This window comes from Arthrobacter sp. zg-Y895, assembly GCF_020731025.1.
Classification (GTDB): Bacteria; Actinomycetota; Actinomycetes; order Actinomycetales; family Micrococcaceae; genus Arthrobacter_B.
This window is the reverse complement of the sequence record NZ_JAJFZY010000006.1, coordinates 14,154-39,820: the sequence shown is the minus strand read 5'-3', so window position 1 is coordinate 39,820 and position 25,667 is coordinate 14,154. Positions and strand designations below refer to the sequence as shown.

Sequence of the window (25,667 nt, the reverse complement as noted above, 5' to 3'; positions counted from 1 at the left end):
CTACAGCGGCTGAAAGAGCAGGTCAGGGGCCGGCCGGCCCCGGCCCGCCCGGCGCCGCGCCCGACGGGTTCGGCTCTTTGAGTTCCACGAAAAACACGTGGGTTTCCGTCTCTCCAGTGTTTTCGCCGTAGTGCTCCTGGGCCGGAAGCCAACGGACGGCACCGGCGGGCAGTTCCACGTCCATTCCGCCGCCGGGAGCGGGTGTCGGCCCGCCCGGTCCGCCCGGTGCCGGGCCACCCGGTCCCGGACCGCCCGGACCGCCAGGACCGCCCGGCCCGCCGCTCGTGTGCAGCCGCCGGTGAAACGGACTGGCGGTCAGCATCACGCTGTCCGGATGCCGGTGCGGTTTGCTGATGTGCCCCGGCGTATCCCGGTACTCGAGCACACGCACCCGCTCGTTTTCGAATACCACCTTGTAGTGGTCCGGATTGGACTGGACTGGGTCCTGGGTCATGCCTGGAAGCTTAGGCCGGGTGCCGGCAGGACAACAGAGCCGCGGCCGCTTACGCCCCCGCGATCCGGTAAGCCAGCCGGTGCTCCTCGCCGGGCGCCAGCACAATGAGTCCCTCCCCGGAATTGAAGGCATCCGGCGGGCAGGTCATTGGCTCTACGCCCACGCCCAGCCGGTCCATCTTCTCGCCGGAATAGACCTGCAGCCACGGCGCCTCCTTGCCGGTGGCGGACAGGACAGCACCGAAGCCGGTCTCCGGGTCGGTGAGCGTTACCTGCCAGTCACCGTCGGGCAGGCCGGTGAAGGCATGGTCCGCAGTGCGGGCGCCGATCGGTTCCGGAGCGTTGAAGGCGAGCACGGTTCCCTCGGTGTCCCGCAGTTCGCTCAGGTCCAGGGGGCTCCCGGACTGCTCCGGACCGCCGAGGACCCGCGCGGCGGGAACGTCCAGCACACAGCGGTCCACCGGCACCCGGTCGGCAGTGAGGTAGGGGTGGGCGGAAACGCCGTACGGTGCCGACGACGTGCCCGCATTGGCGGCAGACAACTCCACACTTAGCCCGGTTTCGGCATCAAGCGCATAGACCGCCTGCAATTCCAGCTGGAACGGATAGCCGGGCTGTCCCATCAGCCGGTGCTTCAGGACCACGCGCTCGGGCGAGGTTTCGACAACGTCCCAGGCATCCCAGGCAACCAGTCCGTGCAGGGCCATGCCGGTCTCGGGCTCGTTGACCGGCACCTGGTACTCGGTGCCGTCGAAGGTGTAGCGGCCGCCGACAATCCGGTTGGGCCAGGGCATCAGCACCTTGCCGGTGAAGGCCTGCGGAATTTCGTCTTCCGCAAGCGGCAGCACCACGTCCCGGCCGCCGAAGGTCAGCCCGGCGAGCGTGGCACCGACCGGCAGGATGGTGGCCCGGTAATCCCCGGCGGCCAGGAAAACGGGATGGCCGTTGGGGCCGAAAGAGGAAGTCATGGGCCCGATCCTATCCGGCAGCCGGCAGCGCAGGGCTTCCCGCCGCCTGCCGGTAACGCTGCAGCACCCCCGGAGTGGGATCGGCCGTGACCACCACGGACGCGCCGTCGTTCCACGCGGGCCAGGCACCGGTGAGAATGGCAGCGGCCTGCCGGGCGGCGCCGTCGGCCACGTACTCCCCCGGCCGCGGGACGGTGACGGGAAGTTCGAAGACAGCGGCGATGACCTGCTGGATCGCCTCGGACCGGGCAGCTCCGCCCACCAGGATCACGCGCTGCGCGGACACTCCCGTGTTCTTCAGCGCCGCGAAGCCGTCCGCGAGGGAGCAGGCCACGGCCTCGACGGCGGCCCGGGCCAGGTTGGCGGGAGTGAAGTTCCGCAGCGTCATGCCGTGCAGGGACCCGGTGGCGTCCGGCCGGTTGGGGGTGCGTTCCCCTTCGAAGTAGGGCACCATCACCAGGCCGTCGGCACCGGCCGGAGCGGAGAGGGCCAGCCGCGTCAGTTCGTTCAGTTCCACCCCGAGCAGGGCAGCGGTGGCGTCCAGGACGCGGGAGGCGTTCAGGGTGGCGGTCAGCGGGAGGAAGTGGCCGGTCGCATCGGCAAAGCCGGCCACAAGTCCGGTGGCGTCCGACGTCGGATTGTCGGCGACGGCGAACACGGTGCCTGAGGTGCCGATGGAGACCACCACGTCCCCCACCCCGGCAGCGACGCCCAGTCCGGCGGCGGCGTTGTCACCGGCGCCGGGTCCGATCAGCGCGCCGGCGGGGGTGCGGGCGCCCGCTTCGAGCGGGCCCAGGACGCGGGGCAGCTGCGGCACGTGGCCGAGGGTCTGCTCCAGGATTTCGGGGAGGTACTCGCCGGTGGACGGGGACCAGTAGCCGGTGCCGGAGGCATCGGACCGGTCGGTGGTCAGGGCGGCCAGCCCTTCCGCGCCGCTGCCCGGCCCGTAACCGGCCAGGCGCCAGCTCAGCCAGTCGTGCGGCAGGCAAACGGCGGCGGTGCGGGCAGCGTTTTCCGGTTCGTTTTCGGCCAGCCAGCGCAGTTTCGTCGCGGTGAACGAGGCCACCGGCACGGAGCCCGTGGTGTCGGCCCAGTACCGGGCGCCGTCGGGTCCGGCGTCGGCAATGAGCTTGTCCGCGGCGGCGGCGGAGCGGACATCGTTCCAGAGCAGGGCCGGGCGGACCACGGCACCGGTTTCGTCCAGGCAGACCATGCCGTGCTGCTGCCCGCCTACCGAGACAGCGGCGACGTCGTCCAGTCCCCCGACAGCCGCCGATGCTTCTCGGAACGCTGCCCACCACGCTTCCGGGTCCACCTCGGTACCAGCCGGGTGGCGGGCCGTGCCTTCGCGCAGCAGCGCGCCGGTCTGGGCATCGCGGATGACTACCTTGCAGGACTGGGTGGAGCTGTCGACTCCGGCAACGAGTGGCATGTCGAGCCTTTCAACGGGTGCTGCCGCCGGTCCCCCAGGGCCCGGCGGCAGCACGATTCGGTGATGGTTTGCGCGTCGTGCGCAGGTAGCCTAGCGGGCACCCATCAGGTGTTCCAGCGCAAGCTGGTTCAGCTTCACGAAACCGAAGTCGCGGTCCGCGGCGGCGTCGGCGTTGAAGTCCTCGAAGGACGCGGCGTCGGAAAGCAGGTCCGTGACGGATTCACCGGCAGCCAGCGTGGGCTGTGCCAGCTCGGTGATGCCGGCGTACTGCATGGCTTCCTGCACCTCGGGATCAGCGCGGAAGGCCAGGGCACGTTCCTTGAGCAGCAGGTACATGTCCATGTTGGCCTTGGCGGATTCCCAGACGCCCTCGTAGCCCTCGGTGCGGGACGGTTTGTAGTCGAAGTGGCGCGGGCCTTCGTAGCGCGGTCCGCCGTTGGGGAAACCGTTCTCCAGCAGGTCCACGGTGAAGAAGGCGCTGGTGAGGTCGCCGTGCCCGAAGACGAGGTCCTGGTCGAACTTGATGGACTTCTGGCCGTTGAGGTCAATGTGGAACAGCTTGCCGGACCACAGGGCCTGGGCGATGCCGTGGGTGAAGTTCAGCCCGGCCATCTGCTCGTGCCCGGTCTCCGGGTTCAGTCCGACAATGTCACCGTGCTCGAGCTGGGCAATGAATGCCAGGCCGTGGCCGATGGTCGGCAGGAAGATGTCGCCGCGCGGTTCGTTGGGCTTGGGCTCGATGGCGATGCGCAGCCCGTAGCCCTTCTCCTTGATGTAGCCGGCAGCGGTGTCGATGCCTTCACGCATGCGGTCAAAGGCTGCGGAGAAGTCCTTGGAACCGTCGTATTCGCTGCCTTCGCGGCCGCCCCACATCACGAAGGTTTCCGCGCCGAGCTCCGCCGCGAGGTCGATGTTCCGCAGCACCTTGCGCAGTGCGAAGCGGCGGACGGAGCGGTCATTGGAGGTGAAGCCGCCGTCCTTGAACACCGGGTGCGTGAACAGGTTGGTGGTCACCATGGGTGCCTTGAGGCCGGTTTCGGCCAGGGCATTGGTGAAGTTCTTGATGATGATGTCCCGCTCCTGCGCCGTGGCGTCGAAGGGAACCAGGTCATTGTCGTGGAAGGTCACCCCGTAGGCGCCCAGTTCAGCGAGCTTATGCATGCCCTTGATGGGATCCAATGCGGCCCGCGTCGGTGTGCCGAAGGGGTCGGTTCCGGTCCAGCCGATGGTCCAGAGGCCGAAGGTAAAGCGGTCGGAAGGCGATGGCGTCATTGTCACGATAGCTCCAGATCAAGTATTAGTTGGAAGCAACAACATATTCGGGTGGCTCTCCCGTGTCAATGGTTCCCGGACGAAAAAGCTTCCGTCTCTCACGAGGTGCGACCGCTCGGAGGCACTTTGTTGCCGGCCCCAACCAAATCGCAGTGGCGACAGGTAGGCTGGAGGATGACCAGTAACCGGAGAGGAAACAAAGACGTGGAAAGCGGCATTATCAGCGCCCCTGCACCGGCAGGCCGCGGCACCGATAACCTGCGGTCCACCAACCTCTCCCGCATCCTGACCCTGCTGCACCGGAACGGGCAGCTCTCCCGCGCGGACCTGACCCGGCTTACCGGCTTCAACCGCTCCACCATCGGTGCCCTGGTGGGCGAACTGGCCGGCATGGGGCTGGCTTACGAGACCGATCCGCCCGCCGGACGGGTCGGCCGGCCCAGCCCGCTGGTCCACCCCAACGAGCGGGTGGCCGCCGTAGTGGTCCATCCCGACGTCGACGCCGTGACCGTAGGCCTGGTGGGGCTGGGCGGGCGGGTGCACCGCCGGGTCCGCCATGACACCGTTTCGCGGCCGAGCGTGGCCGAGACCGTAAGCATCACCCGCGCCGTGCTGGCCGGGATGGCTCCGGACCTGGCCGGGATGGACCGGATTACCGGGGTCGGCGTGGCCGTTCCGGGGCTCACCCGCACCTCCGACGGCCAGGTGCTGCTGGCACCGCACCTGGGTTGGCGGAACGAGCCGCTGGCCGCTCCCCTGGCCGAGGCGCTGGACCTGCCGGTCTTCGCCGGCAACGACGCCACCCTGGGTTCGGTGGCCGAGAGTCTCTTCGGTGCCGCCGTCGATACCGACAATGCCGTGTACCTCAACGGCAGCGCGAGCGGGATCGGCGGCGGGATCATCGTCGCCGGCAGGCCGCTGCGAGGGGCGGACGGCTACGCGGGCGAGCTCGGGCACACGCTGGTCCGCAGCGACGGCGAGCGGTGCCACTGCGGCCGCCGCGGCTGCCTGGAAACGGAAGTGAACCTGGCCGGCCTGCTGGAGGTGCTGGGCTTGGACCGCGCGGACCAGGACACACTGGACGCGGCGATGGCCGAACAGCAGACCGCAGCAGTGCGCGCCGAGGCGGACCGGCAGCTGGATCAGCTGGCAGTGGCGCTGACGAACTTCGTGAACATCTTCAATCCGGACACGATTGTCCTGGGCGGTTTCCTCGGCACCCTGTTCGCTTCCAACCCCGAGCGGCTGACCGACGCCGTTGCCGCCGAGGCGGTCGCGGGCCTGGGCCGGCGGGTACAGCTGCGCCGGGCGGCGCTGCGTTCGGAACTGCTGCTGGTCGGCGCCGCGGAGCTGGCCTTCGCTCCGGTGCTGGCCGCGCCGCGCCCGGCCTAGGAACCGGCCGGCTTAGTAACCTTCCGGCTTAGGAGTCCCAGCCGAAACTGAACCGCTCGGGCCGGAACGGTTCCAGCAGCGGATGCCGCCGGCCGGTGCGGATTTCCGCGGCCACCAACTCCCCTGCGATCAGGCCCAGTGTGGCCCCCGAGTGCGTGAAGGCGGTCCAGCAGCCGGACAGCGCGGCAAGCTCGCCGAGCACCGGTTCACCGTCCCCCGGCACCGGTTTCAACCCCGGCTGCCGGCTCTGCGGCACCACCTCCGGATGCCCGGCCAGCACCCGGCTCGCCTCGGCCGCCAGCTCGGCCGGCACCTCGGAATCCACACTCCAGCTGCCGTCCTCCAGGCACTGCACGCGGTCCAGGTACCAGGTGGAATCCATCGCGAGCCGCCCGCCGGGGTGCGGGCGCAGCGAAATCCGCGGCGTGTTCAGCACGGCCCGCAGTCCGTGGTCCACCGGTTCGCTGATCACCAGCATGGCCGGGTCGGAGGCATCGGGCAGGTGGACGCCGGCCTCGGCCAGCACTGCGGGCGTGCCGGCTCCGCAGGCGACGACGACGGCGTCGGCCGCGTATTCTTCCCCGCCGGCGGTGCGGATCCCGCGTGCCCTGATGCCGCCGTCGGACCCGGCGCCGCCCGGAAGCGCGCGGGTAAGAGTGCACATTCCGGTGTGTTCGATCATCGTGCCGCCGCGCATCGTGAACTCCTCGGCCAGGTACCGGACCAGGTGCGGCAGCGACACCCAGCCTTCACCCGGGTTGACCAGCACCCGGTGGGGCAGCACCCCCGGGTCCACGCCGGGCACCATGCCTGGAACGTCATCGCGTTCCAGCATCCGGGCCTCGTAGCCCTGCCGGGTCTGTTCGTTGTGCCGCTCAACGACAACGAACGGGTCATCGTCCCAGTACAGGCCGCCGTCGAAGGCAAGCCAGTCGATGCCGGGATTCTGCGCCAGCAGGGTCCGGTACCGGTCGATACCTGCCATCCGCAGCCGGTAGTAATCTTCGCCGTAACTCCCGCCGGCGTTCAGCCAGGACAGCGAGCGCCCGGAGGCTCCGCTGCCCACTTCCGCTTCCGTCACCAGCAGCACGTCCGCGCCGCCGCGCAGCAGCTGCACCGCAGTGGAAAGTCCCAGCACTCCGCCGCCCAGGACGGCGACGGTATCCGGCGGAAGCGTGTTCGGCATGCCTTTCCCCTTCTTGAAGTACCGCAGGGTTTAATTCTCTGGTTACCTTGTCAGGTAATTTCCAGCAGGTTAAGCGAAAGACGGCGCCGTGCATTCTTCTTCCTCCCCCGATCAATCGCGCCGCATCCCGGTGATTGCCGACGTCGACACCGGCGTGGACGATGCCCTGGCCCTGACCTTCCTGGCCCGCAGCCCGCGCATCGACCTGCGCGCAGTGACCTGCGTGGCCGGGAACACCGACGTCGACCAGGTACTGCGCAATACCCTGGACGTGCTGGACCTTGCCGGCCGGCCGGACGTGCCGGTGGCCCGCGGGGCGGAGCGGCCGCTGATCAACGAGCCCCGCAACGCACACGCCTTCCACGGCGCCAACGGGATCGGCGGGCTGCAGCTGCCGGCCGCCAGTGCATCGGCTTCGCCCCTGGCCGCCGTCGAACTGCTGCACCGCACCATCGAAGACTCTCCGGAACCGGTGACCTTGCTGGGCATCGGCCCGCTGACCAACCTGGCGGTGTTCCTGCGTGCCTACCCGCTCACGGCCCGGAAGCTGGAGCGGATTGTGTTTATGGGCGGATCGGCCGGGATGGGCAATGCCACCTCGCATGCCGAGTTCAATGCCTGGCATGATCCGGAGGCGCTGGCCGTGGTGCTGGAGAGCGGCGTGCCCGTGACTATGTACGGGCTGGACGTCTTTATGCTGGCGACCCTCGATGCGCCGCAGTACCTGTTGCTGGAAGCCTCCACGGATCCCGGTGCCCGGCTCGTGGGCTCGCTGCTGGCTTTGGGCGCGCGGACCCGGGTGGCCGGAGGCGTCCTGGGCGCGGAGCCGCTTCCCACGGTGAGCGCCAACGACGGCACCCTCGAGCCCATGACCATCGGCGACGCCGGTGCCGCCTGCCTGATCGCCGCACCGGAAACCGTGGTCCTCGAGGATTACCCGGTGCGGGTGGAGCTTGCCGGGCACAGCCGCGGGCAAACCCTGGTGGACCGGCGGAGGATCGCCGGCGAGGACGCGGTGCACGGGCTGCTTGCACCGGCACCGGTGATTTCGGTGGCCATGGCGCTGGACCACCCCGCCATGGTCCGGACTTTCCTGGACACGGTGGCTCCGGGCGAGGCTATTCGTAGCTGAAGAAGCCCTGCCCGGTCTTCCGTCCGAGTTCGCCGCGGGCCACCTTGTCGCGGAGGATCTGCGGCGGCGCGAAGCGGTCCCCCAGTGTCGAGTGCAGGTACTCGGCAATGCCCAGCCGGACGTCCAGTCCCACCAGGTCCGTAGTGCGCAGCGGGCCGGTGGGATGGCGGTAGCCCAGCGTCATGGCGGCGTCGATGTCCTCGGCGGATGCCACCCCCTCCTCGACCATCCGCATGGCTTCCAGGGCAATGGCGACGCCGAGCCTGGAGGACGCAAAACCAGGCGCATCGCGGACGACGACGGCGGCCTTGCCCAGGGCTTCGATCCATTCCTGTGCGCTGGCGGCCAGCTGCTCCGACGTCCGGGCGCCGAGGACCAGTTCCACCAAGCGGGAAGCCGGCACGGGATTGAAGAAGTGCAGGCCGCAGAAGTTCTCCGGCTGCTTCAAACCCGCAGCCAGCCGGTCCACGGACAGCGAGGACGTGTTGGTCGCCAGCCAGGCGCCGTCGTCGAGCTGTTCCTCCACAGCGCGCAGGGCCGCGGACTTCAGCGCGAAGTCCTCCGGCACCGCTTCCACCACCAGGCCGCAGCCCGCAAACTGTCCATAATCCACGGCGAAGGCGGCACGCTCAGCGAGCTCTTGGGCGCTTTCATCCGTGTCCCCGCGTTCCACGCTTTTGCCGAGAGACCCGGTGACCCGGGTGCGGGCGGCGTCGGCGGCTTCCCGGTCCCGTTCGACCACCACCACCTCCGCTCCGGCGAGAAGGAAGGCGTGGGCTATGCCCGCTCCCATGCGTCCGCCGCCCAGCACCCCTACCCGTGCCGGGACGGTGCCGATGTCAGCGCTCTCGAAGGCCACGGGAATTCTCCTTGCGGTCGAGGAAGGCCTGCATGCGGTTCAACTTCGCCTCGGATTCAAAGAGGATTCCCTGGGCGAGGTTGTCGATCAGCGGATGGGCGTCACGCGGGGCGGCGAAGGCAGCTTTGGTCAGGCGCAGGGCCAGCGGATCGGAGGCGGTGATGCGGTCCGCGAGCGCGTGGGCGGCGGCCAGCAGGCCGGCGGGGTGGTGGAGTTCGGTGATCAGCCGGACGGCCAGGGCTTCCTCCCCGGACAGGATCCGTCCGGCCAGCAGCATGTCCTTGGCCAGCGGCTCGCCCACCAGCTCCTTCAGCCGCCAGGTGGCTCCGGCAGCCGCCATGATTCCCAGCCCTGCTTCGGGCTGGCCGATCTTCAGCCGTGGTGTGCCCAGCCGGAAGTCCGCGGCGTAGGCCAGTTCCGCTCCGCCGCCCAGCGCAAATCCGTCCAGTGCGGCGATGACCGGCAGCGGCAGCGCGGCTATCCGGGTGAAGAGGCCGGAGTTGATGCCGGCCAGGGCGTCGTCGCGGCGGCGTTCGCGCAGCTCGGTGATGTCCGCCCCGGAGGCGAAGATCCCCTTTCCGCCGGCCTCGGTGCCGGAGAGGATCAGGACCCGCGGCTGCCGCTCCAGTTCGGCGCAGACGGCATGCAGTTCCTTCACCATGGCCGCGTCAATGGCGTTGCGGACCTCGGGCCGGTGCAGCTGGACGTGGACCCGGTCCGCTCCCTCGGTCACCCGGAGCGTGGAAAATCCTGCGAATGCCTGGGTCTGCTCCTGCGGGGGTTCCGTCACGGTGCGCCCGTCCTCTCGTTGCGGGCCGGCGTCCTTGCCGGCAGTCCTAGTATTACGCAGCCGCCGGGCTTTGCCGTGATGCGGCTCAATGCGGCACGGGGTGCTCTGCGGCCCAGCGGACCAGCTCCGCGGTCATGGCACGGTAGCCCGCAGAGGTGGGGTGCAGCAGCTCCTGGTTGGCGGTAAACGAATCGGCGGCCTTCAGCAGACCGGAGACATCCGCGGCATGGACAAACGGTTCCGGGCTGCAGGCGCCGTGTCCGGCCAGTGCCTGTTCGACGGCGTCCACGTAGTAGATGTTCGGCGCGGAGGAGCTGTCCACGGCGGACCGGATGACGGCGTTCAAGTCATTGATGAGGTCCCGGCCGAAGCGTTGTTCCGCGGTGCTGAGCCGGCCGCAGTCGCCGCCGGGCTCATCAAAAAGCTGGGGGTACGGAAGCACCAGCACCGGAGCGGAGACCGCGGCCGCCACGCCCGCGTAGGCGTCCACGAGGTCGGCCTCGAGGGCGGACAGCTGCTCTGCCGCGTGGGCGGCCAGTTGCGGGTCGTCGCTGCAGGGAGTGGTTTCCAGCAGGCAGGCCTGCAGGATTCCGGCGAAGTCGAGGTTGTTGCCGCCCACTGAGAGCACCACCAGGGTCGGTTCGAAGCCGCGCAGCTGCTCCAGCTGTGCCGGGACCGTGCCGGGGTCGGTATTCGGTCCGGCTCCTGGATCCGTTACTGCCAGCCGTTGCTGCGCGGTCAGGTGCCCCGTGGTGGCCCGGGAACACGCCAGGTTGGCAATGTTCTGCGGAGCAAACAGTTCCGCAGCGGGCGGGTGGAGGCTGCGGTGGCAGGAATCCCGGACGCCGGACACTGCAGGCTGGTAATCGCCGGCCCCCTCCCCCGCAGCGAAGGAGTCGCCGAGGATGGCCAGGCGTCCGACGTCGCCGGTTACCTCCGCGAGCCAGCCCGAGGGGCGGGGCTGTTCCGGCGTTGGGGTTGGGCTTGGGCTCGAGGTCGGGGTCGGATCGGGGCTGGCCGCTGCCGCCGTCGTCGTGCTGTCCGACGGCGGTCCGGCGGCAGGGGCGGTCGAGCACCCGGAGAGCAGTATTGCGGCCCCCGCGATGCCGGCTGCTGCACGCCGCCTCGCGCCGGCGCATGCGGAGTTTTTCATGAGCGCCCCCTGAATCCTTGAGCGGGTGGAAGTTAAAGGCCGGCGGCCGGCGTCGTTGGCGGTGATAACCCGTACCAACGACGTCGGCCGCCGCTTCATACCTATTACTTAGGGCCGGTTACCGACGGCGGCCCAGCGCCTCGTTCACGGCCGGATCTCCGAGCTGGCTCAGCCAGGTCAGCAGTGCCGGGTAGGTGGACGGGTTGGCTGCCACGACTACCCGGGCCCGCGGGTGGGTAGCCAGCTCCTGGAGCCGGACCAGGGGTGTGGCCGGATCGGCGGCTTCGGCCAGGAGCGCGGCATCCGGGTCAGCGGCCGGCGTACGCCGAACGGTGTCCTCGGACACTTCTTCGTCCTGGTCCGTAGCCTGGTCCGGCGACTCAGTTGCCGCGGTCTGCACGGGTTCCTGGACGGGTGTCTGCTCCACCACCGGTTCCTGGACGGGCGCTGTGTGCTGGGGCTGAACCGGAACCTGCTGCTGCGGCTGAACGGGCGCCTGAACGGGAGCCTGCTGCTGCGGCTGAACCGGCTGCTGAACCGGAACCTGCTGCTGAACGGGCTGGCCGGCGGGCTGGCCCTGCTGCGGAACCTGGTGTTGCTGCGCCCCAACGAAAGTGGCCGGCGTCGGAATGGCGGGAACCTGTGCACGGGCCGGAGCCCCTTCGAAGGCGAAACCGGTGCCCGTGTTTCCGGAAGCCGGCAGCGTCTTGAAGTGTGCCCGCGCAGCCTTGTCCAGCCAAAGTACGGCCAGAACCACGAACGGCATAACCCAGGTGAGCAGCATGATCAGGGTCGTGACCGTTCCGACCGGCAACGGTGCGGCGCTCGTCGTCGAAGAGTCCAAGTCCTGGACTTCGAAAAGGATCATAAGGATCAGCGACAGGACAAACAGGGCACCCGCATAGACGCTGCCCATCACGAAGGCGGACCGCTCATCGCGGGCGGCAAGCTTCCGGACCACTATGGTGGCGGCCACCAGCAGCAACGCGAGGACCAGGCCAACGGACCAAGTGGCGACGCCGTCGTGGTCCTCCACCAGGGTCTGCACCAGTCCGACCACCATGAAGAGGGCCAGGGCCGACGCCAGGATCAGGGTTAGCAGCACCACGGGGCGGAGGGCCGTGAGCCGGTCCGCGGGGGCAACTGCGGTCCGGTGCGTGGTGCGGGCAACGGACGGAGCGGAAACCGCAGCACCGAAGGCCATCCAGAAGAAGGTGGAGAACCCGGCAACTCCCGGGAAGAAGCCCTCCGTAAGGGAATCCACACCCATGAGTCCGAGCACGGCGAGGAAAGCAGCGCCCGCACCGAGTGCCGCACCGGCAAAGCGCCAGGCGTCGGAGCCGCCGAAGACCTTCAGCGCAACAAGTCCCAGGACTCCCACTGAAAGGAGCGCGGCAAGGACTTGTGCTATCAGGAACAGCCAGCCGTCCGCGCCTGTGTAGTAGTCCAGCGCGTCCATAACAAACAGGATGATCTGCACAACGGTGACGACGGCGGCAAAGCCCACAATGCCCAGCATGACGAACAGCCAGCGCCGGTGGCGGGCATGATCGACGTCGCCCGGGGCTATTTCGCCGTTCCGGGGCTGTGCCGCGAGAAGGGCACCGGCAAGTCCGAAGGCGACGGCGCCGCCCAGGTAGCGGTAGCTGTCGTCGCCGAAGCCTGATACCAGGCTCAGGACGAAGTACACCAGCACCAGGATGACGTACGGGAGGTTGGCCAGAAGACGGATGTCCTGGACTTTCCGGTAGCCGACTGTCGGGCCGAAGACGCCGCCGCGCCACAGGTAGCTGATGCCCAGGGACAGGATGCTCAGGAGCGTAATAAGGAGTACGTCAACGCGGGCACCCGCTTTGGTGGCGTCGTCGTAGCTACTCGTACTGAAGGTCCAGGTCATGAAAAGCGAGGCGAACAGGGCCAGGAACGCGATGCCGTCCCGGACGTAGTCGCTGATCGGAACCCCGGCGAAGGGTGACGGACGCTTGGTGCCGGAGGAAGCCTGCGCCTGGGCCTGGCCGTAGCCGGGGTTACCCGGATACTGCTGCTCTTGACGCTGCTGAGTCGGCTGACCATACCCACCTTGGCCGTAGGCCTGGCCGGGCTGGCCTGCCCCGACTGCGGCGAGCTGCCGGTCTTCCACCGATCCGGTGGTTGGTCTTGCGGGTTCGGCGGCAGGTTCCGTACCCGGCGCGGAGGCTGCAGAAGCGGGCGCGGCACCTATGGCATACCCGCACTCCGCACAGAACCGGCCCCCCGGTTCTTGTTGTTTCCCACACTCGGGACAGAATTTCATAACGCCTTCCTTGGATCTTCAAAATATTGATGACGCCGGCGATCCGGCATACCCGGCGGCAGGCTGACCTGCCGCCGGGTGTCTGCTACTTCGTCTTGACCGCGACCGTGTAGCTCACAAGAGCGAAGTCGGTCTCCGGAGTGGCAGACAGTATCTGGACTTTCAGCTCGTGGTCCTTGCCGTCGTTGGGGTAAGCGATGGAGTATTCGGTCCGCTCCCCTGCCGGGATTTCAACTTTCTCTTCCTTACCGTCCAGCGTGATCCCGATGACGATCTTGGAAGTCGTCGAGCCGAGGGCGCTGATCTCCAGGTCGGCTTCGGCGTCGGTGCCCGACAGGGTGTGGCTCTTCGCGGACTCTGACGAGGCCCCGGTGGAGAGCACGCCGTAATCGCTGCTGATGTACGAACCGGAAGGCAGTGACTCGTCAGAGTAATCCGAATCATCCGAAGAGGAATCCGAGAAGTCGTAGCCCTTCCCCTCAACCAGGGTCAGGTCGGCGGAGTACTCGAAGTCCTTGCCCTTTTCGGCGAACTCTTCCTGCCATTCCGGGCCGGCAAAGACCACGAGCTTGTAGTTGCCCGCCTCGACCTCATCGCCCCATCCCAGGTCCGCGATCTGCTCCTTGCCGTCCTCGGAGTAAACCAGCATGTCGCCGAAGTCGCCGTCTTCTGCTTCCAGGGCCATTTCCTCGTCCACCGTCAGGTTGAGGACCGCGAAGCCGGCCGAGTTGAACTCCACCTCGGTGGATTCGTCCACGCTGATATCTCCGGTGGCGTCCTCGGTATTCGCGAGCTGCAGCATAGCCAGGGCCTGCTCACGGGTCAGGGAATCGGTCCAGTTGATGATCCAATCCGCGACGGTGTGCCCCAGGCTCACCCGCCACTTGCCGTCCTCCTCGATGGTGGTCAGGCTCATGATCTTCGCACCGCCCAGCATCTCCACGGAGGGCTCAATGGAGTAGCCGGAATCGCCGAAGCAGATGCTGTCGGACTCCCGCTCGCCCTCGATGCAATCGCTGGTCAGGGTGATCTTGTCGCCGTATTCGCTTTCAACAGTGATGTTCTCGACGACGGCGACGGCACGGTCGCCGTCCTTGTCACCATCCGTGAACCGCACGTCGCTGATGTTCAGCTCTTCGCCGCTGGCGCCGGCCATCAGGTCATCGAACAGGTCCGGGTACAGGTAGAGCATGCTGCCCTCATGGATGGACAGTGTGCCGGCGAGCGGCTCCAGGCTTCCTTCGGAAACCGCCTCCGGCACCGCCTCTACTGCCGCCTGCGCTGCTGCTGCCGGGCTGTCGCTGCCGCCCGCCGATTCGGGAACGCTGCCGCGGTCAAAGCCTTCACTCTTGTTGATCATTTCGACAATGCTGTACATCGGGCTCACGTACCAGCGGCCGTCGCGTTCGGTGGCCAGCAGGGTCAGGGGCGAGCCGTCCGGTCCGAGTTCGTTAAGCTGGACGGTTTCGTCGATCTTTTCCTCGTCCTCAAGATCTCCGGCCTCGATCGCGGAGCGGATGGTTCCGGTAGTCTTCGCCGGATCTATCTGGAAACGTGCTTCGCCGGAGGTGTACTCAATCAGGGCGGTGTGGTCATCGATCTCGGTGACCTTGGGATCCACACCCTCAAAGGTGATGTCCATGCCGTCGAAAGTCAGGTCGTCGTCAATCTCCGAGTCTTCGTCAGAGACCTTGTTGATCGCTTCCTCCAACCGGAATTCCTCGGCCTTGTCCTCAAGCTGCTCCTGGATGCGCTGGAGCGGTTCGCGTTCCTCCGGCGGCACCATGGTAGCCAGCCCAATGATGTCCTTGGACTCGATGGCCTCCACCACCTTGTCGGCAGCGCCTTCGGCGGACCCGGCACCTCCGCGGACCATGTTCTGCACGATGAAGAACGCGGCCAGCCCCAGGATGACCAGGAGTGCCAGCACGGAGACCAGGATGATCGTCAGCTTGCGGGACGGCTTCTTGCCGCCCGACGACGGCGCGCCCGGTCCGGCGGGCCCCTGCGGACCAGTGGGGGCGCCGTCATTGGGGCCACCGGAGGCGGGACCTGAGCCGGCGGGGCCGGTGTAGCCTGGCTGGCCGGATCCGGACTGGGCCGCAGCTTGCGAGACAAAGGGTGGGTCGAACACGGAAGTCGGCGCACCCGGAGCGCGCATGGCTGCAGTCTGCTGTTCGCTGTGCTGCTGGGCCCGGGCCTGCTCGAAGCGCTGCGTCGGCTGGTCGGCCGGGGCCGGAGTCTGAACCGGAGCCTGCTCGAACCGCTGCGTCGCCTGGTCGGCCTCGGCCGGGCTCTGGGCGTCGACGGTCTGAGAGGAGGCTGCCTGCGGGGATGCTGCCTGCGGGGAGTCAGCGCGGTGCGTTCCGGAATTCGAGGCCGCATCGGCTTCCGTGCCCTGAGGTGCGGTGCTTTCGCCGCCCGACTGTGCCGGCTGAGGTGCCTGGCAGTTGGTACAGAATTTCCAATGCGGCTGCAGTTCAGCGCCGCAGGACGTGCAGTGTTTCAAGACTCCCCCAGGATGTCAGCAAGGACCCGGAAGGAGTAAGTGATGGTCCCCCCGAGCCAACAGATACGTACGGCACTAGACCCTAGCACGGGCAGGGGTCAGGCTGGGGGCAGGTTCACCGGCTGAGACTGGCGTACACAACGTAGTTGTCGTCGAAGGTTCCGGTGGCAGGGTCAAAACCGTCGCAGGTGATCAGGCGCAGCTCTGCACCGGCGGTATTGCCGTACACCGCGAGCGTAGGAAACTCGTCCTTGCCGTATTGCTCGCCCCGGTCTACCGAGAAGACCGCAGTGCTCCCGTCTTCCCGGGTAACTTCGAGCCGGTCGCCGGGCGACAGGTTCCGCAGGCCGGCAAAGACTCCCTCGCCGCCGCCGGTGGCGTTGACATGCCCCAGCAGCACGGCGGGGCCGCGTTCCCCCGGGGTGGGCGAGCCCGTGTACCAGCTCGCCGGCGAACCGGGAGCCTCCGGCGGAACCTCGAGGGAACCGTCCTCCCGCAGTCCAAGATGCAGGAGCCGGGATTCGGTGCCGGTGGCCGGGATAGATAAGGACACCGGCGCGGAGGGGGAAAGCACCGGAGGAGCGTCAGCCTGCGGGGCTGCAGGCTGGCTTGGCGCGGCGGCCGGAGAAGCCGGGGCAGCCGCCGTCGTTGTGGTGGTTGTCGGTGCTCCGGTCTCCGGGGCGGCCGTGCCGCTGCATCCGGAGAGCAGGCGGGGCGGCTGCTGCCGGTGAGGTGGAGAGGCGGGGCCGCCGCGCAGGACATCAGTCCTGCGCGGCGGCCGGGGCGGGATGCCGTCATGGGAATCGACGCTTCAGCTACGGTCAGTCTTAGGCGTTGGCACGACGGCGGATAGCCATCGCCCCACCGGCCAGGGCCAGGACACCGGCGCCGGCTACGGCAATTCCGGCGGAGTTGCCGTTGCCGGCTACTGTCTCCACCCCGGTGTCAGCTCCGCCTTCGGGCATCGCATCCATCTGCGAACCGGTGAGGGTGCCGCAGGCCGCGGGAAGGGTCGCTGCGGCAGGCAGCGTCTCGTCGAGGTCGGACATCTTCTCCGCTGCGGCGGCGGGCATCAACGCGGGATCCACGCCATGGACTACCACTACCGCGGACCCGTCCTTCAGGGATGCTGCGGTCTCCGGAGTCAGTTCGAAGGTGCGCTCGTAGGTGTACGCGGATCCGCCCGGGAAACGATCGACGGCCAGTGCGGAGTCCGCACTGGTGTCACCCTCGGTGGTAAGCGAGTTGCCGATGTGGCCGTAGAACGGGTGTCCCTCGGTGGTGTTGACGACGCCGTCGCCGTCGGTGTCGGCGTCGGGACCCGGGCAGACGCCCTGGGCGGCGATGTGGATGTGCTGGGCGTGCGGGAAGGGACCGTCCATGAAGGTCTCCGCCGCACCGGAGACGTTGACCGTTACCTTGGCTTCGGTGCCGTGGACGTCCACCATGGCCTGTCCGGTGGTGCCGGAATTATTCATGGTGTTCAGCGTGGCCTGGCTCGACCAGGAGTCTTCGCCATGGGCCATGGCGGGACCCGTCGAAAGGGCCAGCGCACCCAGGGCCAGGGTGGGAACGGCAAGCAGGCGCATCTTCTTGTTCATGATCGGTTCCTTCGTCGTGTCGGTGTGCACATCGAGGTGCGTGCATCGGTCGTTAGACATGGAAGGTTCGGAGCCGATCCGTTCCCGGATGGGTCGTGAGGCAAATTACTTTGAAATCTGCGCGGGCTACTTGTCCCGGGAGATGAGGGGATCACCCATCCATCGGCGGCCCCGCTGCGAACACTGGGTATGGAGACTCGGTATCTGCGCGGTGCGAAAGTATGACAGTGTTCTCAGCGAACATCTCCCCGTCCGTTGCCTCGGCCGGGGGCCGTCGTCGAAGGGATGACCTGTGGGAGCCCATGACTGACTCGGGAACCGGCCCGACGGATTTCACCGCTCGGCCTGCGACGGAAGACTGGCAGGAGGACCGAGGGGTCGGGCTCGCCGATCTGGTGCGCCGCTGCGGCGAAGGTGACGAAACCAGTTTCGCCGCCCTGTATGACGCCACCTCTGCAAAGGTTTACGGGCTGGCGGTGCGGGTGACCAGGTCTCCGGAAATCGCGGCCGAAGTTGTCCAGGAGGTCTATCTGATGGCCTGGCAGCAGTCCGCACGTTTCGACCCGACGCGCGGGACAGTGCTGGCATGGTTATGCACCCTTGCCCACCGCAGGGCAGTGGACCGGGTGCGCCAGGTGGCCCGTGAACGGGAGCGGGAACAGACCTACGAGGACCAACGGACGGGAACGCCAGTGGACCAGACATGGCAGGAAGTGGAGCAGGGGATGAAAACCCACGAGGTGCAGAACGGGTTGAGCACCCTCACCCCGCTCCAACGCGAAGCCGTTGCCTTGGCCTACTACCAGGGATTCACCTATCAGGAGGTTGCCCGGCGCCTGGATATCCCGTTGGGCACAGCCAAAGCACGGATCCGTGACGGGTTGAAGAAGCTTCGCTCGGCATTGGGGGGACAGTCATGAACCAGCACAGCCAGAACGCCGGGGACCTCCATGAGCTCGCCCCGCTGTATGCCGTGGACGCCCTGGAGCCGGCCGAGCGCGAAGAATTCGAACAGCATCTGGCGGACTGCCCCCGCTGCCAGGCGGAGGTCGCCGAATATGCCGAAGTCACCGCCGGCCTTGCTGCGGAGACGGCCCAGACTCCCCCGCCTGCCCTGCGCAGCTCCGTGCTGTCTTCCATCCACGGCACCCAGCCGCTGCCTGGCCCCCGGACGGGGCCGGCCGCCGTCGTCGTCTCGCTGGACGAACGACGACGACGGCGCGGGCGTCGGCTCCTGGCCGCCGCAGCGGCTGCCGTCCTGCTCCCCGGAATCGGCCTGGCCGGCTGGAACCTGGGGGTCCAGTCGGAGCAGCGCGAGCAGGAACAGCAGGCAGCTCAGGAACAGGACCGGGAAACCCGGCTGCTGGCCGCACCGGATGTCGCCACGCAGCGCGTCGACGTCAACGGCCAACCGGCCACCCTGGTTGTTTCGCGGGAGGAGGATGCCGCCTTGTTCGTCGCGGACACCCTGCCCGATCCCGGCGAGGGACGGGAGTACCAGCTCTGGCTGCTCGAGGGCGAGACTCCCATTCCGGATACGCACTTTTCCGGAGGGGACGTCAGCGTCTGGCTCAGCGGCGACGTCGCCAAGGCCGGAGCCGTGGCCCTGACGGTTGAGCCTGCGGGCGGGTCCGCCACGCCCACGTTCCCGCTGGTGGCCGTCGCCGAGATCTAGGCTTGCCCTTTAAACGGAACGTCCCGCCGCATCGACTTCGTGCAGCGGGACGTTCCGAGTGGAGTGGAGGCTAGCGGCCGCCGCGGCGCGCCAGTGCTTCGTTCACGCCGGCGTCGCCAAGTGCGCCGAGCCAGGAAAGCAGCTCCGGGCCGGCAGCGGGGTTGGCGGCCACCGCGGGGCGGGCCAGCGGATAGTCGGTGGCCAGTTCCTGCAGCCGGAGCGGGTCGGTGCCCGGATCTTCGGCCTCGGCAAGGATGGCAACCTCGGCGGGGTCCACCTGCGCGGGCGGGGCGGCGGATGCGCCGCCGTTGACGACGTCTGCTGCCGGAATGTTCATAACCGGTTCCGGATTTCCGTTCCCAAACTTTTCGTCCTGCATGCAGTCCTCCTTCAAATGGGTGCCTGAGTAAGCAGGCTTTCCATTATTCTTTCAGACCACGAGGGCCGCCGCCCAATCGCCGCCGCCTCGTCAAGGGACTCAACCCACTGCCGCAGTCGGCCGCCGCTCTGGCGCCCTGCACTCCCCTGGCTCTACCCTCTCCGCGAACGTCACCGCCGGTAGTTGCCCGCGGTGTCCGGGGTGCGACATACTGAAGCCTAATTCGATTCGGATGAAGCCATCCTCTACCTAGTTTTTGCCCTTTCCGCCCCCACCGGCTGCGCGCAGGAACTGAAGGAGCTGCAAGCAGAGTGTTTTTCAAAACTTTCGGTTGGTCGTTTGTAATAACGGCCGCCGCGCTGGTAACGGCGTTCTTCTACGGCGGGGTAGAGGCACTTATCCTCTGCGCCATCCTGGGCGTTCTCGAAATCAGCCTTAGCTTCGATAATGCCGTGGTCAACGCGCGCATCCTCGAAAAAATGAGCCCCTTCTGGCAGAAGATGTTCCTCACCGTGGGCATCCTCATCGCCGTCGTTGGTATGCGCATCGTCTTCCCGCTGGTGATTGTGGGCGTCACCGCCAGCATCAACCCGATCGAAGCCCTGCAGCTGGCCCTCGAAAAGGGCGATCCGGACGAGCCCGGCAGCTACGGCTACCTCCTGCATGAAGCCCACCCGCAGATCGCCTCCTTCGGCGGCCTGTTCCTGCTGATGATCTTCCTGGACTTCATGTTCGAAGACCGCGACATCCGCTGGCTGCGCTGGCTGGAAACCCCGTTCGCCAAGGTCGGCAAGATCAACGGCGCCTCCCTGATCGTCGGCCTCGGTGCCCTGCTGGCCGCCGGTGCCCTCTCGGACCCCTCCCACACCACTGACGTCTTCGTCGCCGGCGCCGCCGGCCTGATCACCTACCTGCTGGTTACCGGCCTGGGTGACATGTTCGACGTCGACGGCGACGGGGACTTCGATGCCGACGACGTCGAGGCACGTGCCCCGAAGTCCGGCAACGGCGCCCTGGTGAAGGCCACCGGCAAGGCCGCCTTCATGCTCTTCCTCTACCTGGAAGTCATTGACGCGTCCTTCTCCTTCGACGGCGTCATCGGCGCCTTCGCCATCACCTCGGACCCGATCATCATTGCCCTGGGCCTTGGCCTCATCGGTGCGATCTTCGTCCGGTCCCTGACCGTGTTCCTCGTGAAGCAGGGCACCCTGGACGAGTTCGTTTACCTGGACCACGGTGCCCACTGGGCCATCGGCGCCTTGGCGACCATCCTCCTGCTCACCATCGAGATCGAAATCAACGAGGTCATCACCGGCCTGATCGGCGTGGTCTTCATCCTCGCGTCGCTGACCTCCTCGATTGTGCGCAACAAGCGCGCAGCGAAGTCCGCCGGTGCATCAAAAGATCCTGTCTACACAAACTAACGAGGGAGAATCATGGGCCTGAGCCTGGAAAAAGGTCAGTCGCTGTCACTGACGAAGAAGGATGGCGGAGCGCTGAGCAAGACCCGTCTGGGACTGGGCTGGGATTCCGCTGCCCCGGTCAAGCGCGGCCTGTTCGGCGGCAAGAAGACCGCGGAAGTGGACCTCGATGCCTCGGCCATTTTCTTCGACGCCAACGGCAACGCTGTTGACCAGGTCTGGTACGGCCAGCTCGCCAGCAAGGACGGCTCCACCAAGCACACCGGCGACAACCTCACCGGCGCCGGCGAGGGCGACGACGAGGTCATCCTGGTGAACCTGGCAGCCGTCTCCCCCGCTGTGCAGAACATCGTGTTCGTGATCTCCAGCTACAGCCGGCAGACCTTCGACCAGGTGCAGAATGCCTTCTGCCGCCTGATCGACGACTCCACGCCCGGCAGCCCGGAAATCGCCCGCTACCAGCTGACCGACGCCGGCACCCACACGGCCATGGTTATGGCCAAGGTGGGCCGCGAAGGTTCCGGCTGGAGCTTCAAGGCCATCGGCGAACGCGCCCAGGGCCGTACCGTAATGGACCTGATTCCCACCGCAGCCCGCTCGCTCTAACCACCCGCCCGTCCGTAAGGAGAGCACCTTGTCCGGCCTGACACTTTCCAAAGGAAGCAACCTTTCCCTCACCAAGGCTGACCCGGGCCTGGAACGGGCCCTGATCGGCCTGGGCTGGGATCCGCGCACCACCAGCGGAGATCCGTTCGATCTGGACGCCTCCGCACTGCTGCTCGGAGCCGACGGCAAGGTGCGCTCCCAGGACGACTTCATTTTCTACAACCAGCTGTCCGCCAAGGACGGCTCGGTGGTCCACCTGGGCGATAACCGCACCGGCCAGGGCGACGGCGACGACGAGCAGATCCTGATTGACCTCAGCATCCTGACCGACGACGTCGACCGCGTGGTCATTGTGGTCTCCATCGACCAGGCCGAAGCGCGGCACCAGAACTTCGGGCAGGTGCGCGATGCGTACTGCCGGGTGGTCAACCAGGACACCGACGCAGAGGTGGTCCGCTACGACCTCAGTGAGGACGCCGCAGCGGAAACCTGCATGATTTTCGCCGAGATTTACCGCAACCGCGGAGAGTGGAAGTTCCGCGCCATCGGCCAGGGCTACGCGTCCGGGCTGTACGGGGTTGCCACCGACTTCGGCATCGCCCTCGACTAATCCCCACGTCTACAAGGAGCTGAACAGCATGGCAGGACTGACCCTCACCAAGGGCAACAACCTTTCCCTCACCAAAACCGATCCCGGACTCCAGAAAGCCGTAGTCGGCCTGGGCTGGGACCCGCGCACCACCACGGGTGAACCCTTCGACCTGGATGCCTCGGCGCTGATGATCGCAGCCAACGGCAAGGTGCGCTCCTCCGACGACTTCATCTTCTACAACCAGCCCGCTGCCAAGGACGGCTCCGTCACCCACCTGGGCGACAACCGTTCCGGCGCCGGCGAAGGTGACGACGAGCAGATCCTGATCGACCTGACGCAGATGGCCGCCGACGTCGACCGCGTGGTCATTGTCGTTTCCATCGACCAGGCGGAGGCTCGTAACCAGAACTTCGGCCAGGTCCGCGGAGCGTACTGCCGCGTCATCAACCAGGACAACGACAGCGAAATTGTCCGCTTCGATCTGAGCGAGGACGCCGCGCCGGAGACCTCCATGATCTTCGCCGAGGTGTACCGCAACAACGGCGAGTGGAAGTTCAAGGCCGTCGGCCAGGGCTACGCCACCGGCCTGGCCGGCATCGCCACCGATTTCGGCGTGCAGCTCAGCTAGACTCGCTTTTTCAGTTACACCCTGCGGGGAGTGTTCCGCAGGCCGGGACACTCCCCGCATCCGTATACGCAGCTCACAAGAAAAGGCTGGACCATGACCACACCGTTGACTCCCCCGGACGCCACCGAAGCCGCCCTGGTGCTGAAAGCTCCGGAACCGCCCGCTCCGGTCGCTCCCGAGAGCGCTCCGGGCATGGTTCCGGTGCCGGAGGAACGCCGCGTCGAAATCGCCGCCCAGGCCAAGTCCTTCATGGAGGAAGTCTCCAAGCTGGACGCCCGCAGCCCGGAGTTCACCGCCCAGGTGGATTCCATCAACAAGCTGGCCGGTGCGGAAATGGTGCAGTCCGCCGGATACTCCACCCGTCTGCTGGACCGTTCCTCCACCTCCGTGGCCGGGGCGAAGAAGTCCGGCAATGACGCGCAGAAGAAGGTCGCCGTCACCCTGGGCGACCTGCGCAGCACCGTCGAGGACCTCACCCCGAACCAGGCGAACCTGGGCACCGGACGCAAGATCCTCGGCATCATCCCCGGCGGCAACAAGCTGGCCAAGTACTTCCAGAAGTACGAGTCCGCGCAGGTCCAGCTGGACAAGATCATCAAGGCCCTGATGGCCGGCCAGGATGAACTGCTCAAGGACAACGCCTCCCTCGCCGGGGAAAAGGTGGAGCTGTGGAAGACCATGCAGACCCTGAGCGAATACTCCGTGCTCGCCGAGTCCCTGGATGCGGCCTGCGTCGAAAAGGTGGACAAGCTCAAGAACTCCGGGCAGATTGAGCAGGCCAACGCCCTGGAAGCGGATGTGCTCTTCCCCATCCGCCAGCGCCGCCAGGACATCCTCACCCAGCTGGCCGTGTCCGTGCAGGGCTACCTCGCCATGGACCTGATCCGCAAGAACAACGTGGAACTGATCAAGGGCGTGGAGCGGGCACGCACCACCACCATTTCCGCGCTGCGCACCGCAGTGATCGTGGCCCAGGCCCTGGCCAACCAGAAGATGGTGCTGGACCAGATCGACGCGGTGAACACCACCACGAACAACATGATCCTGAGCACCAGCGAAATGCTCAAGGACCAGACCGCCCGGATCCACCAGCAGGCCTCCAGCTCCGGCGTGAGCGTGGAAACCCTGCAGAAGGCGTTCGACAACGTGTACCAGACCATGGACGCGATCGACACGTTCCGTTCGGAAGCAGCCCGCAACATGGAAGGGACCGTGAAGTCCCTGGAATCCACCATCACGCAGGCCAAGCCGTACCTCGAGCGCTCCCGCCAGAGCGAGTCCCGCTAAATGCCGGGCAGGACAGCACCGGTGGGTAGGAGCCGGCCATGGCAGTAGGCAGGTTCTTCGGTTCCCTCTTCGGCAACTCGCCGGAGCCGGAACCGCCACCGGCGCTGTCCGCGGCCACGCCGTCGGGCCCTGACGCCGAACACCAGGAGACCGTGAAGTCCCTGGAAAACCTGCGCAGGGCCGTGCGCAGGGCCGGCGCCGCCCTGCCGACCCTGGTGTCCTCCATGGTCCGGCAGATCGACGACATCCTGGCGCCTTTGGTGGAATACGTGGGCAGCCACGGCGCCTCCACCGAGCAGCGCGTGCTGCTCAACGCCATCATTACCAATTACCTCCCTACTCCCCTGCGTGCCTACGTGGCCCTCAGCGACCGGGAGCGGACCGAGAGTTCAGAGGCCACCACATTGCTCGTTGACCAACTCACCATCCTGGAAGGCATTGCCCGGGACCTGGAGAACCAGGTCCGCACCGGCGCCATTGCCGAACTGTCCACCCACGGACGGTTCCTCGATGACAAGTTCTCCCCCTCCTCCCTGACCTTCGGGGACCGCTGATGGGAACCCTGGTAGCCGGCGCCAACGCCGCCCTCACCGCCGAAAACCCCGGCCTCAGCTCCGTCCTGGTGGGACTGGGCTGGGATGTGATCCCCAGCCGCGGGCCCGCAGCCGAACTCGTTCCGCTGACCCTGCTGTGCGGCTCCGACGGCCGGGTCCTCTCCGACGAGCACCTGGTCTTCTTCAACCAGATCGCCAGCCCGGAGGGTTCCGTCGTGTTCGAGGGCGACGACGACACCGAGCAGATCGACGTCGACCTGTCCCGGGTGCCGGATGCGGTCTCCAAGATTGTCTTCGCCGTGTACGCCGACCCGGAGATGCGCGGACCCGGCACCTTCGCCGCCGTGCGCAGCGCCTACATCCGGGTGGCACGGCCCAACGGCGGGGAACTGGTCCGGTTCGACCTGCCCTCGGCGAACCGGGACAGCATCACCGCCATGATGTTCGGCGAGCTATACCGGCACCGCAGCGACTGGAAGTTCCGCGCCCTGGGCCAGGGGTACACTACCGGCCTGCGCGGACTGGCTGCCGACTTCGGATTCGATCTCTAGGCGATGGCCGTCAACCGCTCGTCTGCCGTCCGCACCGACCTTCCCTTCCTGAGCCGCCGGGTCAAGCCGCGCGCTGCGGCTCCGGTTGCACCCCAGACTGCCCCCGCACCCCGAACGACGCCGGCACCTGCCGCAGCGCCGCGAGCTTCCGCGCCGCGAACTTCCGCGCCGCACTCTTCCGCGCCCGCCGCCCGGCCGGCCACCCCGGCTAGTCCGGCTCCGGCTCCGGGGTCCCTTTCACTGTCTCCGCCGCCGCGGCAGCAGCCCGCTCCGTCGGTCTCCCCGTCGCTTTCGCTGGGCCTGTCCCCCAATGCGGAGGCGGCCAGCAGCCGTGCCGCTGCCCCCGCAGCGCCACGGCCGACGTCGTCGCCCCGCACTTCCGAACCGGTACGGGTGGAGCCCCTGCACAACAGGCTCTTCCCCGCACCGGGCATGGGCGAGCTGCGCAGCCTGGACCGGCAGAACCCGGTAGTACGCCTGACCCCCATGGAATCCGCCGTGGGCAGCCTCGTGGTTGCCGGCACCGTGCGTGCGGTGTGGGAAGGCCCGGGATACAGCACCGGCTCCATTTCCGCCGGCGAGTTCCGGCCCGAAGACCTGGACGGCGTCCAGGTCCAGGCTCCGGGCAACCGGCCGCTGGTCGGCTATGAAGATGACCTCGCACTGGTCCCGCTGCGCCATGTTCGAATGCTGCGCCGGGCACTGTTCTTCCCGAAGCCGAAGCAGCCCATGAGCGTGGGGGTCTACAACGGCAAGTCGGTGACCATCCCGGCGCAGGCCGGCCACCGCAGCTATTACGCGCTCTCCGTGATCCGCATTGACGACGTGCTTGAACTCCGGGCCGAGGAACTGCCGTACGGCATGGAGTTCAAAGCCATCTGGGAGGCCTTCGGCTTCACCATGACCACCCGCCTCCCCTACCAGGGGCGGTAAC

25 protein-coding genes are annotated in these 25,667 nt (G+C 67.3%); 12 read left to right on the top strand and 13 right to left on the bottom strand.

Features of this window, described 5'->3' with window-relative positions; all coding sequences use genetic code 11:
- Nucleotides 1-22: 22 nt before the first annotated feature.
- The 4 genes from LJ760_RS12225 to xylA all read right to left on the bottom strand — a co-directional run bounded on the left by LJ760_RS12225 (nt 23) and on the right by xylA (nt 4,125).
- A complete protein-coding gene (locus tag LJ760_RS12225) occupies nt 23-454 on the bottom strand; it encodes a cytoplasmic protein (RefSeq protein ID WP_227923378.1) in 432 nt (143 codons plus the stop codon).
- A gap of 49 nt (nt 455-503) precedes the next feature.
- Nucleotides 504-1,421: an aldose-1-epimerase gene (locus LJ760_RS12220; protein WP_227923375.1), complete on the bottom strand. Its 918-nt coding sequence runs from the start codon at nt 1,419-1,421 to the stop codon at nt 504-506.
- A gap of 10 nt (nt 1,422-1,431) precedes the next feature.
- Entirely contained in the window at nt 1,432-2,853 is a 1,422-nt protein-coding gene (locus tag LJ760_RS12215) for a xylulokinase (RefSeq protein ID WP_227923371.1), read from the bottom strand.
- 90 nt (nt 2,854-2,943) lie between these two features.
- Entirely contained in the window at nt 2,944-4,125 is a 1,182-nt protein-coding gene (gene xylA, locus LJ760_RS12210; RefSeq protein ID WP_231709512.1) for a xylose isomerase, read from the bottom strand.
- Between the two features lie 204 nt (nt 4,126-4,329).
- On the opposite strand from xylA, the gene LJ760_RS12205 reads away from it, so the two are divergent.
- Entirely contained in the window at nt 4,330-5,517 is a 1,188-nt protein-coding gene (locus LJ760_RS12205; protein WP_227923367.1) for an ROK family protein, read from the top strand.
- 28 nt (nt 5,518-5,545) lie between these two features.
- Here LJ760_RS12205 and LJ760_RS12200 read toward each other — a convergent pair whose 3' ends face one another.
- Nucleotides 5,546-6,703 (bottom strand): NAD(P)/FAD-dependent oxidoreductase, encoded by a 1,158-nt coding sequence (locus LJ760_RS12200; RefSeq protein ID WP_227923365.1) that lies wholly within the window; start codon nt 6,701-6,703, stop codon nt 5,546-5,548.
- An 88-nt stretch (nt 6,704-6,791) separates the two neighbouring features.
- Here LJ760_RS12200 and LJ760_RS12195 point away from each other — a divergent pair, with 88 nt between their 5' ends.
- Nucleotides 6,792-7,835, top strand: coding sequence for a nucleoside hydrolase (locus LJ760_RS12195; protein ID WP_227923362.1), 1,044 nt, complete (start codon nt 6,792-6,794; stop codon nt 7,833-7,835).
- Here LJ760_RS12195 and LJ760_RS12190 read toward each other — a convergent pair.
- From LJ760_RS12190 to LJ760_RS12160, 7 genes are all read right to left on the bottom strand, one after another.
- Nucleotides 7,822-8,694: a 3-hydroxyacyl-CoA dehydrogenase family protein gene (locus LJ760_RS12190; RefSeq protein WP_227923360.1), complete on the bottom strand. Its 873-nt coding sequence runs from the start codon at nt 8,692-8,694 to the stop codon at nt 7,822-7,824. The two genes, LJ760_RS12195 and LJ760_RS12190, sit on opposite strands and share 14 nt — an antisense overlap.
- Nucleotides 8,675-9,484, bottom strand: coding sequence for an enoyl-CoA hydratase/isomerase family protein (locus LJ760_RS12185; protein ID WP_227923357.1), 810 nt, complete (start codon nt 9,482-9,484; stop codon nt 8,675-8,677). The genes LJ760_RS12190 and LJ760_RS12185 overlap by 20 nt, the downstream gene beginning before the upstream one ends.
- 85 nt (nt 9,485-9,569) lie before the next feature.
- The gene (locus tag LJ760_RS12180) at nt 9,570-10,637 is read right to left on the bottom strand and encodes an SGNH/GDSL hydrolase family protein (protein ID WP_227923355.1); all 1,068 of its coding nucleotides are present in this window, start codon (nt 10,635-10,637) and stop codon (nt 9,570-9,572) included.
- Between the two features lie 118 nt (nt 10,638-10,755).
- Entirely contained in the window at nt 10,756-12,777 is a 2,022-nt protein-coding gene (locus LJ760_RS12175) for a DUF7937 domain-containing protein (RefSeq protein WP_227923353.1), read from the bottom strand.
- A 238-nt stretch (nt 12,778-13,015) separates the two neighbouring features.
- The gene (locus LJ760_RS12170) at nt 13,016-15,439 is read right to left on the bottom strand and encodes a hypothetical protein (protein WP_227923350.1); all 2,424 of its coding nucleotides are present in this window, start codon (nt 15,437-15,439) and stop codon (nt 13,016-13,018) included.
- Between the two features lie 115 nt (nt 15,440-15,554).
- Nucleotides 15,555-15,992 (bottom strand): class F sortase, encoded by a 438-nt coding sequence (locus LJ760_RS12165; RefSeq protein ID WP_331460723.1) that lies wholly within the window; start codon nt 15,990-15,992, stop codon nt 15,555-15,557.
- 274 nt (nt 15,993-16,266) lie between these two features.
- A complete protein-coding gene (locus LJ760_RS12160) occupies nt 16,267-17,100 on the bottom strand; it encodes a hypothetical protein (RefSeq protein ID WP_331460722.1) in 834 nt (277 codons plus the stop codon).
- 161 nt (nt 17,101-17,261) lie between these two features.
- Here LJ760_RS12160 and LJ760_RS12155 point away from each other — a divergent pair, with 161 nt between their 5' ends.
- Together LJ760_RS12155 and LJ760_RS12150 are read left to right on the top strand one after the other, a co-directional pair.
- On the top strand, nt 17,262-17,960 hold the full coding sequence (locus LJ760_RS12155) for a sigma-70 family RNA polymerase sigma factor (protein ID WP_227923345.1): 699 nt from the start codon (nt 17,262-17,264) through the stop codon (nt 17,958-17,960).
- On the top strand, nt 17,957-18,715 hold the full coding sequence (locus LJ760_RS12150) for an anti-sigma factor (protein ID WP_227923343.1): 759 nt from the start codon (nt 17,957-17,959) through the stop codon (nt 18,713-18,715). Before LJ760_RS12155 ends, LJ760_RS12150 begins: the two co-directional genes overlap by 4 nt.
- 70 nt (nt 18,716-18,785) lie before the next feature.
- Here LJ760_RS12150 and LJ760_RS12145 read toward each other — a convergent pair whose 3' ends face one another.
- Nucleotides 18,786-19,094, bottom strand: a complete 309-nt coding sequence (locus LJ760_RS12145) for a variant leucine-rich repeat-containing protein (protein ID WP_227923341.1) — start codon at nt 19,092-19,094, stop codon at nt 18,786-18,788.
- A gap of 311 nt (nt 19,095-19,405) precedes the next feature.
- On the opposite strand from LJ760_RS12145, the gene LJ760_RS12140 reads away from it, so the two are divergent.
- From LJ760_RS12140 to LJ760_RS12105, 8 genes are all read left to right on the top strand, one after another.
- Nucleotides 19,406-20,518 (top strand): DUF475 domain-containing protein, encoded by a 1,113-nt coding sequence (locus LJ760_RS12140; RefSeq protein WP_227923338.1) that lies wholly within the window; start codon nt 19,406-19,408, stop codon nt 20,516-20,518.
- Nucleotides 20,519-20,530: 12 nt separating this feature from the next.
- Complete coding sequence (locus LJ760_RS12135) at nt 20,531-21,121, top strand: TerD family protein (RefSeq protein WP_227923335.1); 591 nt, start codon at nt 20,531-20,533, stop codon at nt 21,119-21,121.
- A gap of 28 nt (nt 21,122-21,149) precedes the next feature.
- A complete protein-coding gene (locus LJ760_RS12130; RefSeq protein WP_227923333.1) occupies nt 21,150-21,731 on the top strand; it encodes a TerD family protein in 582 nt (193 codons plus the stop codon).
- Between the two features lie 28 nt (nt 21,732-21,759).
- Nucleotides 21,760-22,341, top strand: a complete 582-nt coding sequence (locus tag LJ760_RS12125; RefSeq protein WP_227923331.1) for a TerD family protein — start codon at nt 21,760-21,762, stop codon at nt 22,339-22,341.
- A 93-nt stretch (nt 22,342-22,434) separates the two neighbouring features.
- On the top strand, nt 22,435-23,628 hold the full coding sequence (locus LJ760_RS12120) for a toxic anion resistance protein (RefSeq protein WP_227923330.1): 1,194 nt from the start codon (nt 22,435-22,437) through the stop codon (nt 23,626-23,628).
- 38 nt (nt 23,629-23,666) lie between these two features.
- The gene (locus LJ760_RS12115) at nt 23,667-24,182 is read left to right on the top strand and encodes a hypothetical protein (RefSeq protein WP_227923329.1); all 516 of its coding nucleotides are present in this window, start codon (nt 23,667-23,669) and stop codon (nt 24,180-24,182) included.
- Nucleotides 24,182-24,733: a TerD family protein gene (locus tag LJ760_RS12110; protein ID WP_227923328.1), complete on the top strand. Its 552-nt coding sequence runs from the start codon at nt 24,182-24,184 to the stop codon at nt 24,731-24,733. The genes LJ760_RS12115 and LJ760_RS12110 overlap by 1 nt, the downstream gene beginning before the upstream one ends.
- Nucleotides 24,734-24,736: 3 nt before the next feature.
- Entirely contained in the window at nt 24,737-25,666 is a 930-nt protein-coding gene (locus tag LJ760_RS12105) for a hypothetical protein (protein ID WP_227923327.1), read from the top strand.
- The last annotated feature ends 1 nt before the right edge of the window (nt 25,667 follow it).

Excerpts from the sequence above, each read along its gene's own strand:
- LJ760_RS12215 (WP_227923371.1), bottom strand. The coding sequence starts at position 2,853 with ATGCCACTCGTTGCCGGAGTCGACAGCTCCACCCAGTCCTGCAAGGTA.
- LJ760_RS12110 (WP_227923328.1), top strand. The coding sequence starts at position 24,182 with ATGGGAACCCTGGTAGCCGGCGCCAACGCCGCCCTCACCGCCGAAAAC.
- LJ760_RS12135 (WP_227923335.1), top strand. The coding sequence starts at position 20,531 with ATGGGCCTGAGCCTGGAAAAAGGTCAGTCGCTGTCACTGACGAAGAAG.
- LJ760_RS12220 (WP_227923375.1), bottom strand. The coding sequence starts at position 1,421 with ATGACTTCCTCTTTCGGCCCCAACGGCCATCCCGTTTTCCTGGCCGCC.
- LJ760_RS12120 (WP_227923330.1), top strand. The coding sequence starts at position 22,435 with ATGACCACACCGTTGACTCCCCCGGACGCCACCGAAGCCGCCCTGGTG.
- LJ760_RS12145 (WP_227923341.1), bottom strand. The coding sequence starts at position 19,094 with ATGCAGGACGAAAAGTTTGGGAACGGAAATCCGGAACCGGTTATGAAC.
- LJ760_RS12225 (WP_227923378.1), bottom strand. The coding sequence starts at position 454 with ATGACCCAGGACCCAGTCCAGTCCAATCCGGACCACTACAAGGTGGTA.
- LJ760_RS12155 (WP_227923345.1), top strand. The coding sequence starts at position 17,262 with ATGACAGTGTTCTCAGCGAACATCTCCCCGTCCGTTGCCTCGGCCGGG.
- LJ760_RS12105 (WP_227923327.1), top strand. The coding sequence starts at position 24,737 with ATGGCCGTCAACCGCTCGTCTGCCGTCCGCACCGACCTTCCCTTCCTG.
- LJ760_RS12150 (WP_227923343.1), top strand. The coding sequence starts at position 17,957 with ATGAACCAGCACAGCCAGAACGCCGGGGACCTCCATGAGCTCGCCCCG.
- LJ760_RS12200 (WP_227923365.1), bottom strand. The coding sequence starts at position 6,703 with ATGCCGAACACGCTTCCGCCGGATACCGTCGCCGTCCTGGGCGGCGGA.
- LJ760_RS12115 (WP_227923329.1), top strand. The coding sequence starts at position 23,667 with ATGGCAGTAGGCAGGTTCTTCGGTTCCCTCTTCGGCAACTCGCCGGAG.
- LJ760_RS12160 (WP_331460722.1), bottom strand. The coding sequence starts at position 17,100 with ATGTCTAACGACCGATGCACGCACCTCGATGTGCACACCGACACGACG.
- xylA (WP_231709512.1), bottom strand. The coding sequence starts at position 4,125 with ATGACGCCATCGCCTTCCGACCGCTTTACCTTCGGCCTCTGGACCATC.
- LJ760_RS12125 (WP_227923331.1), top strand. The coding sequence starts at position 21,760 with ATGGCAGGACTGACCCTCACCAAGGGCAACAACCTTTCCCTCACCAAA.
- LJ760_RS12180 (WP_227923355.1), bottom strand. The coding sequence starts at position 10,637 with ATGAAAAACTCCGCATGCGCCGGCGCGAGGCGGCGTGCAGCAGCCGGC.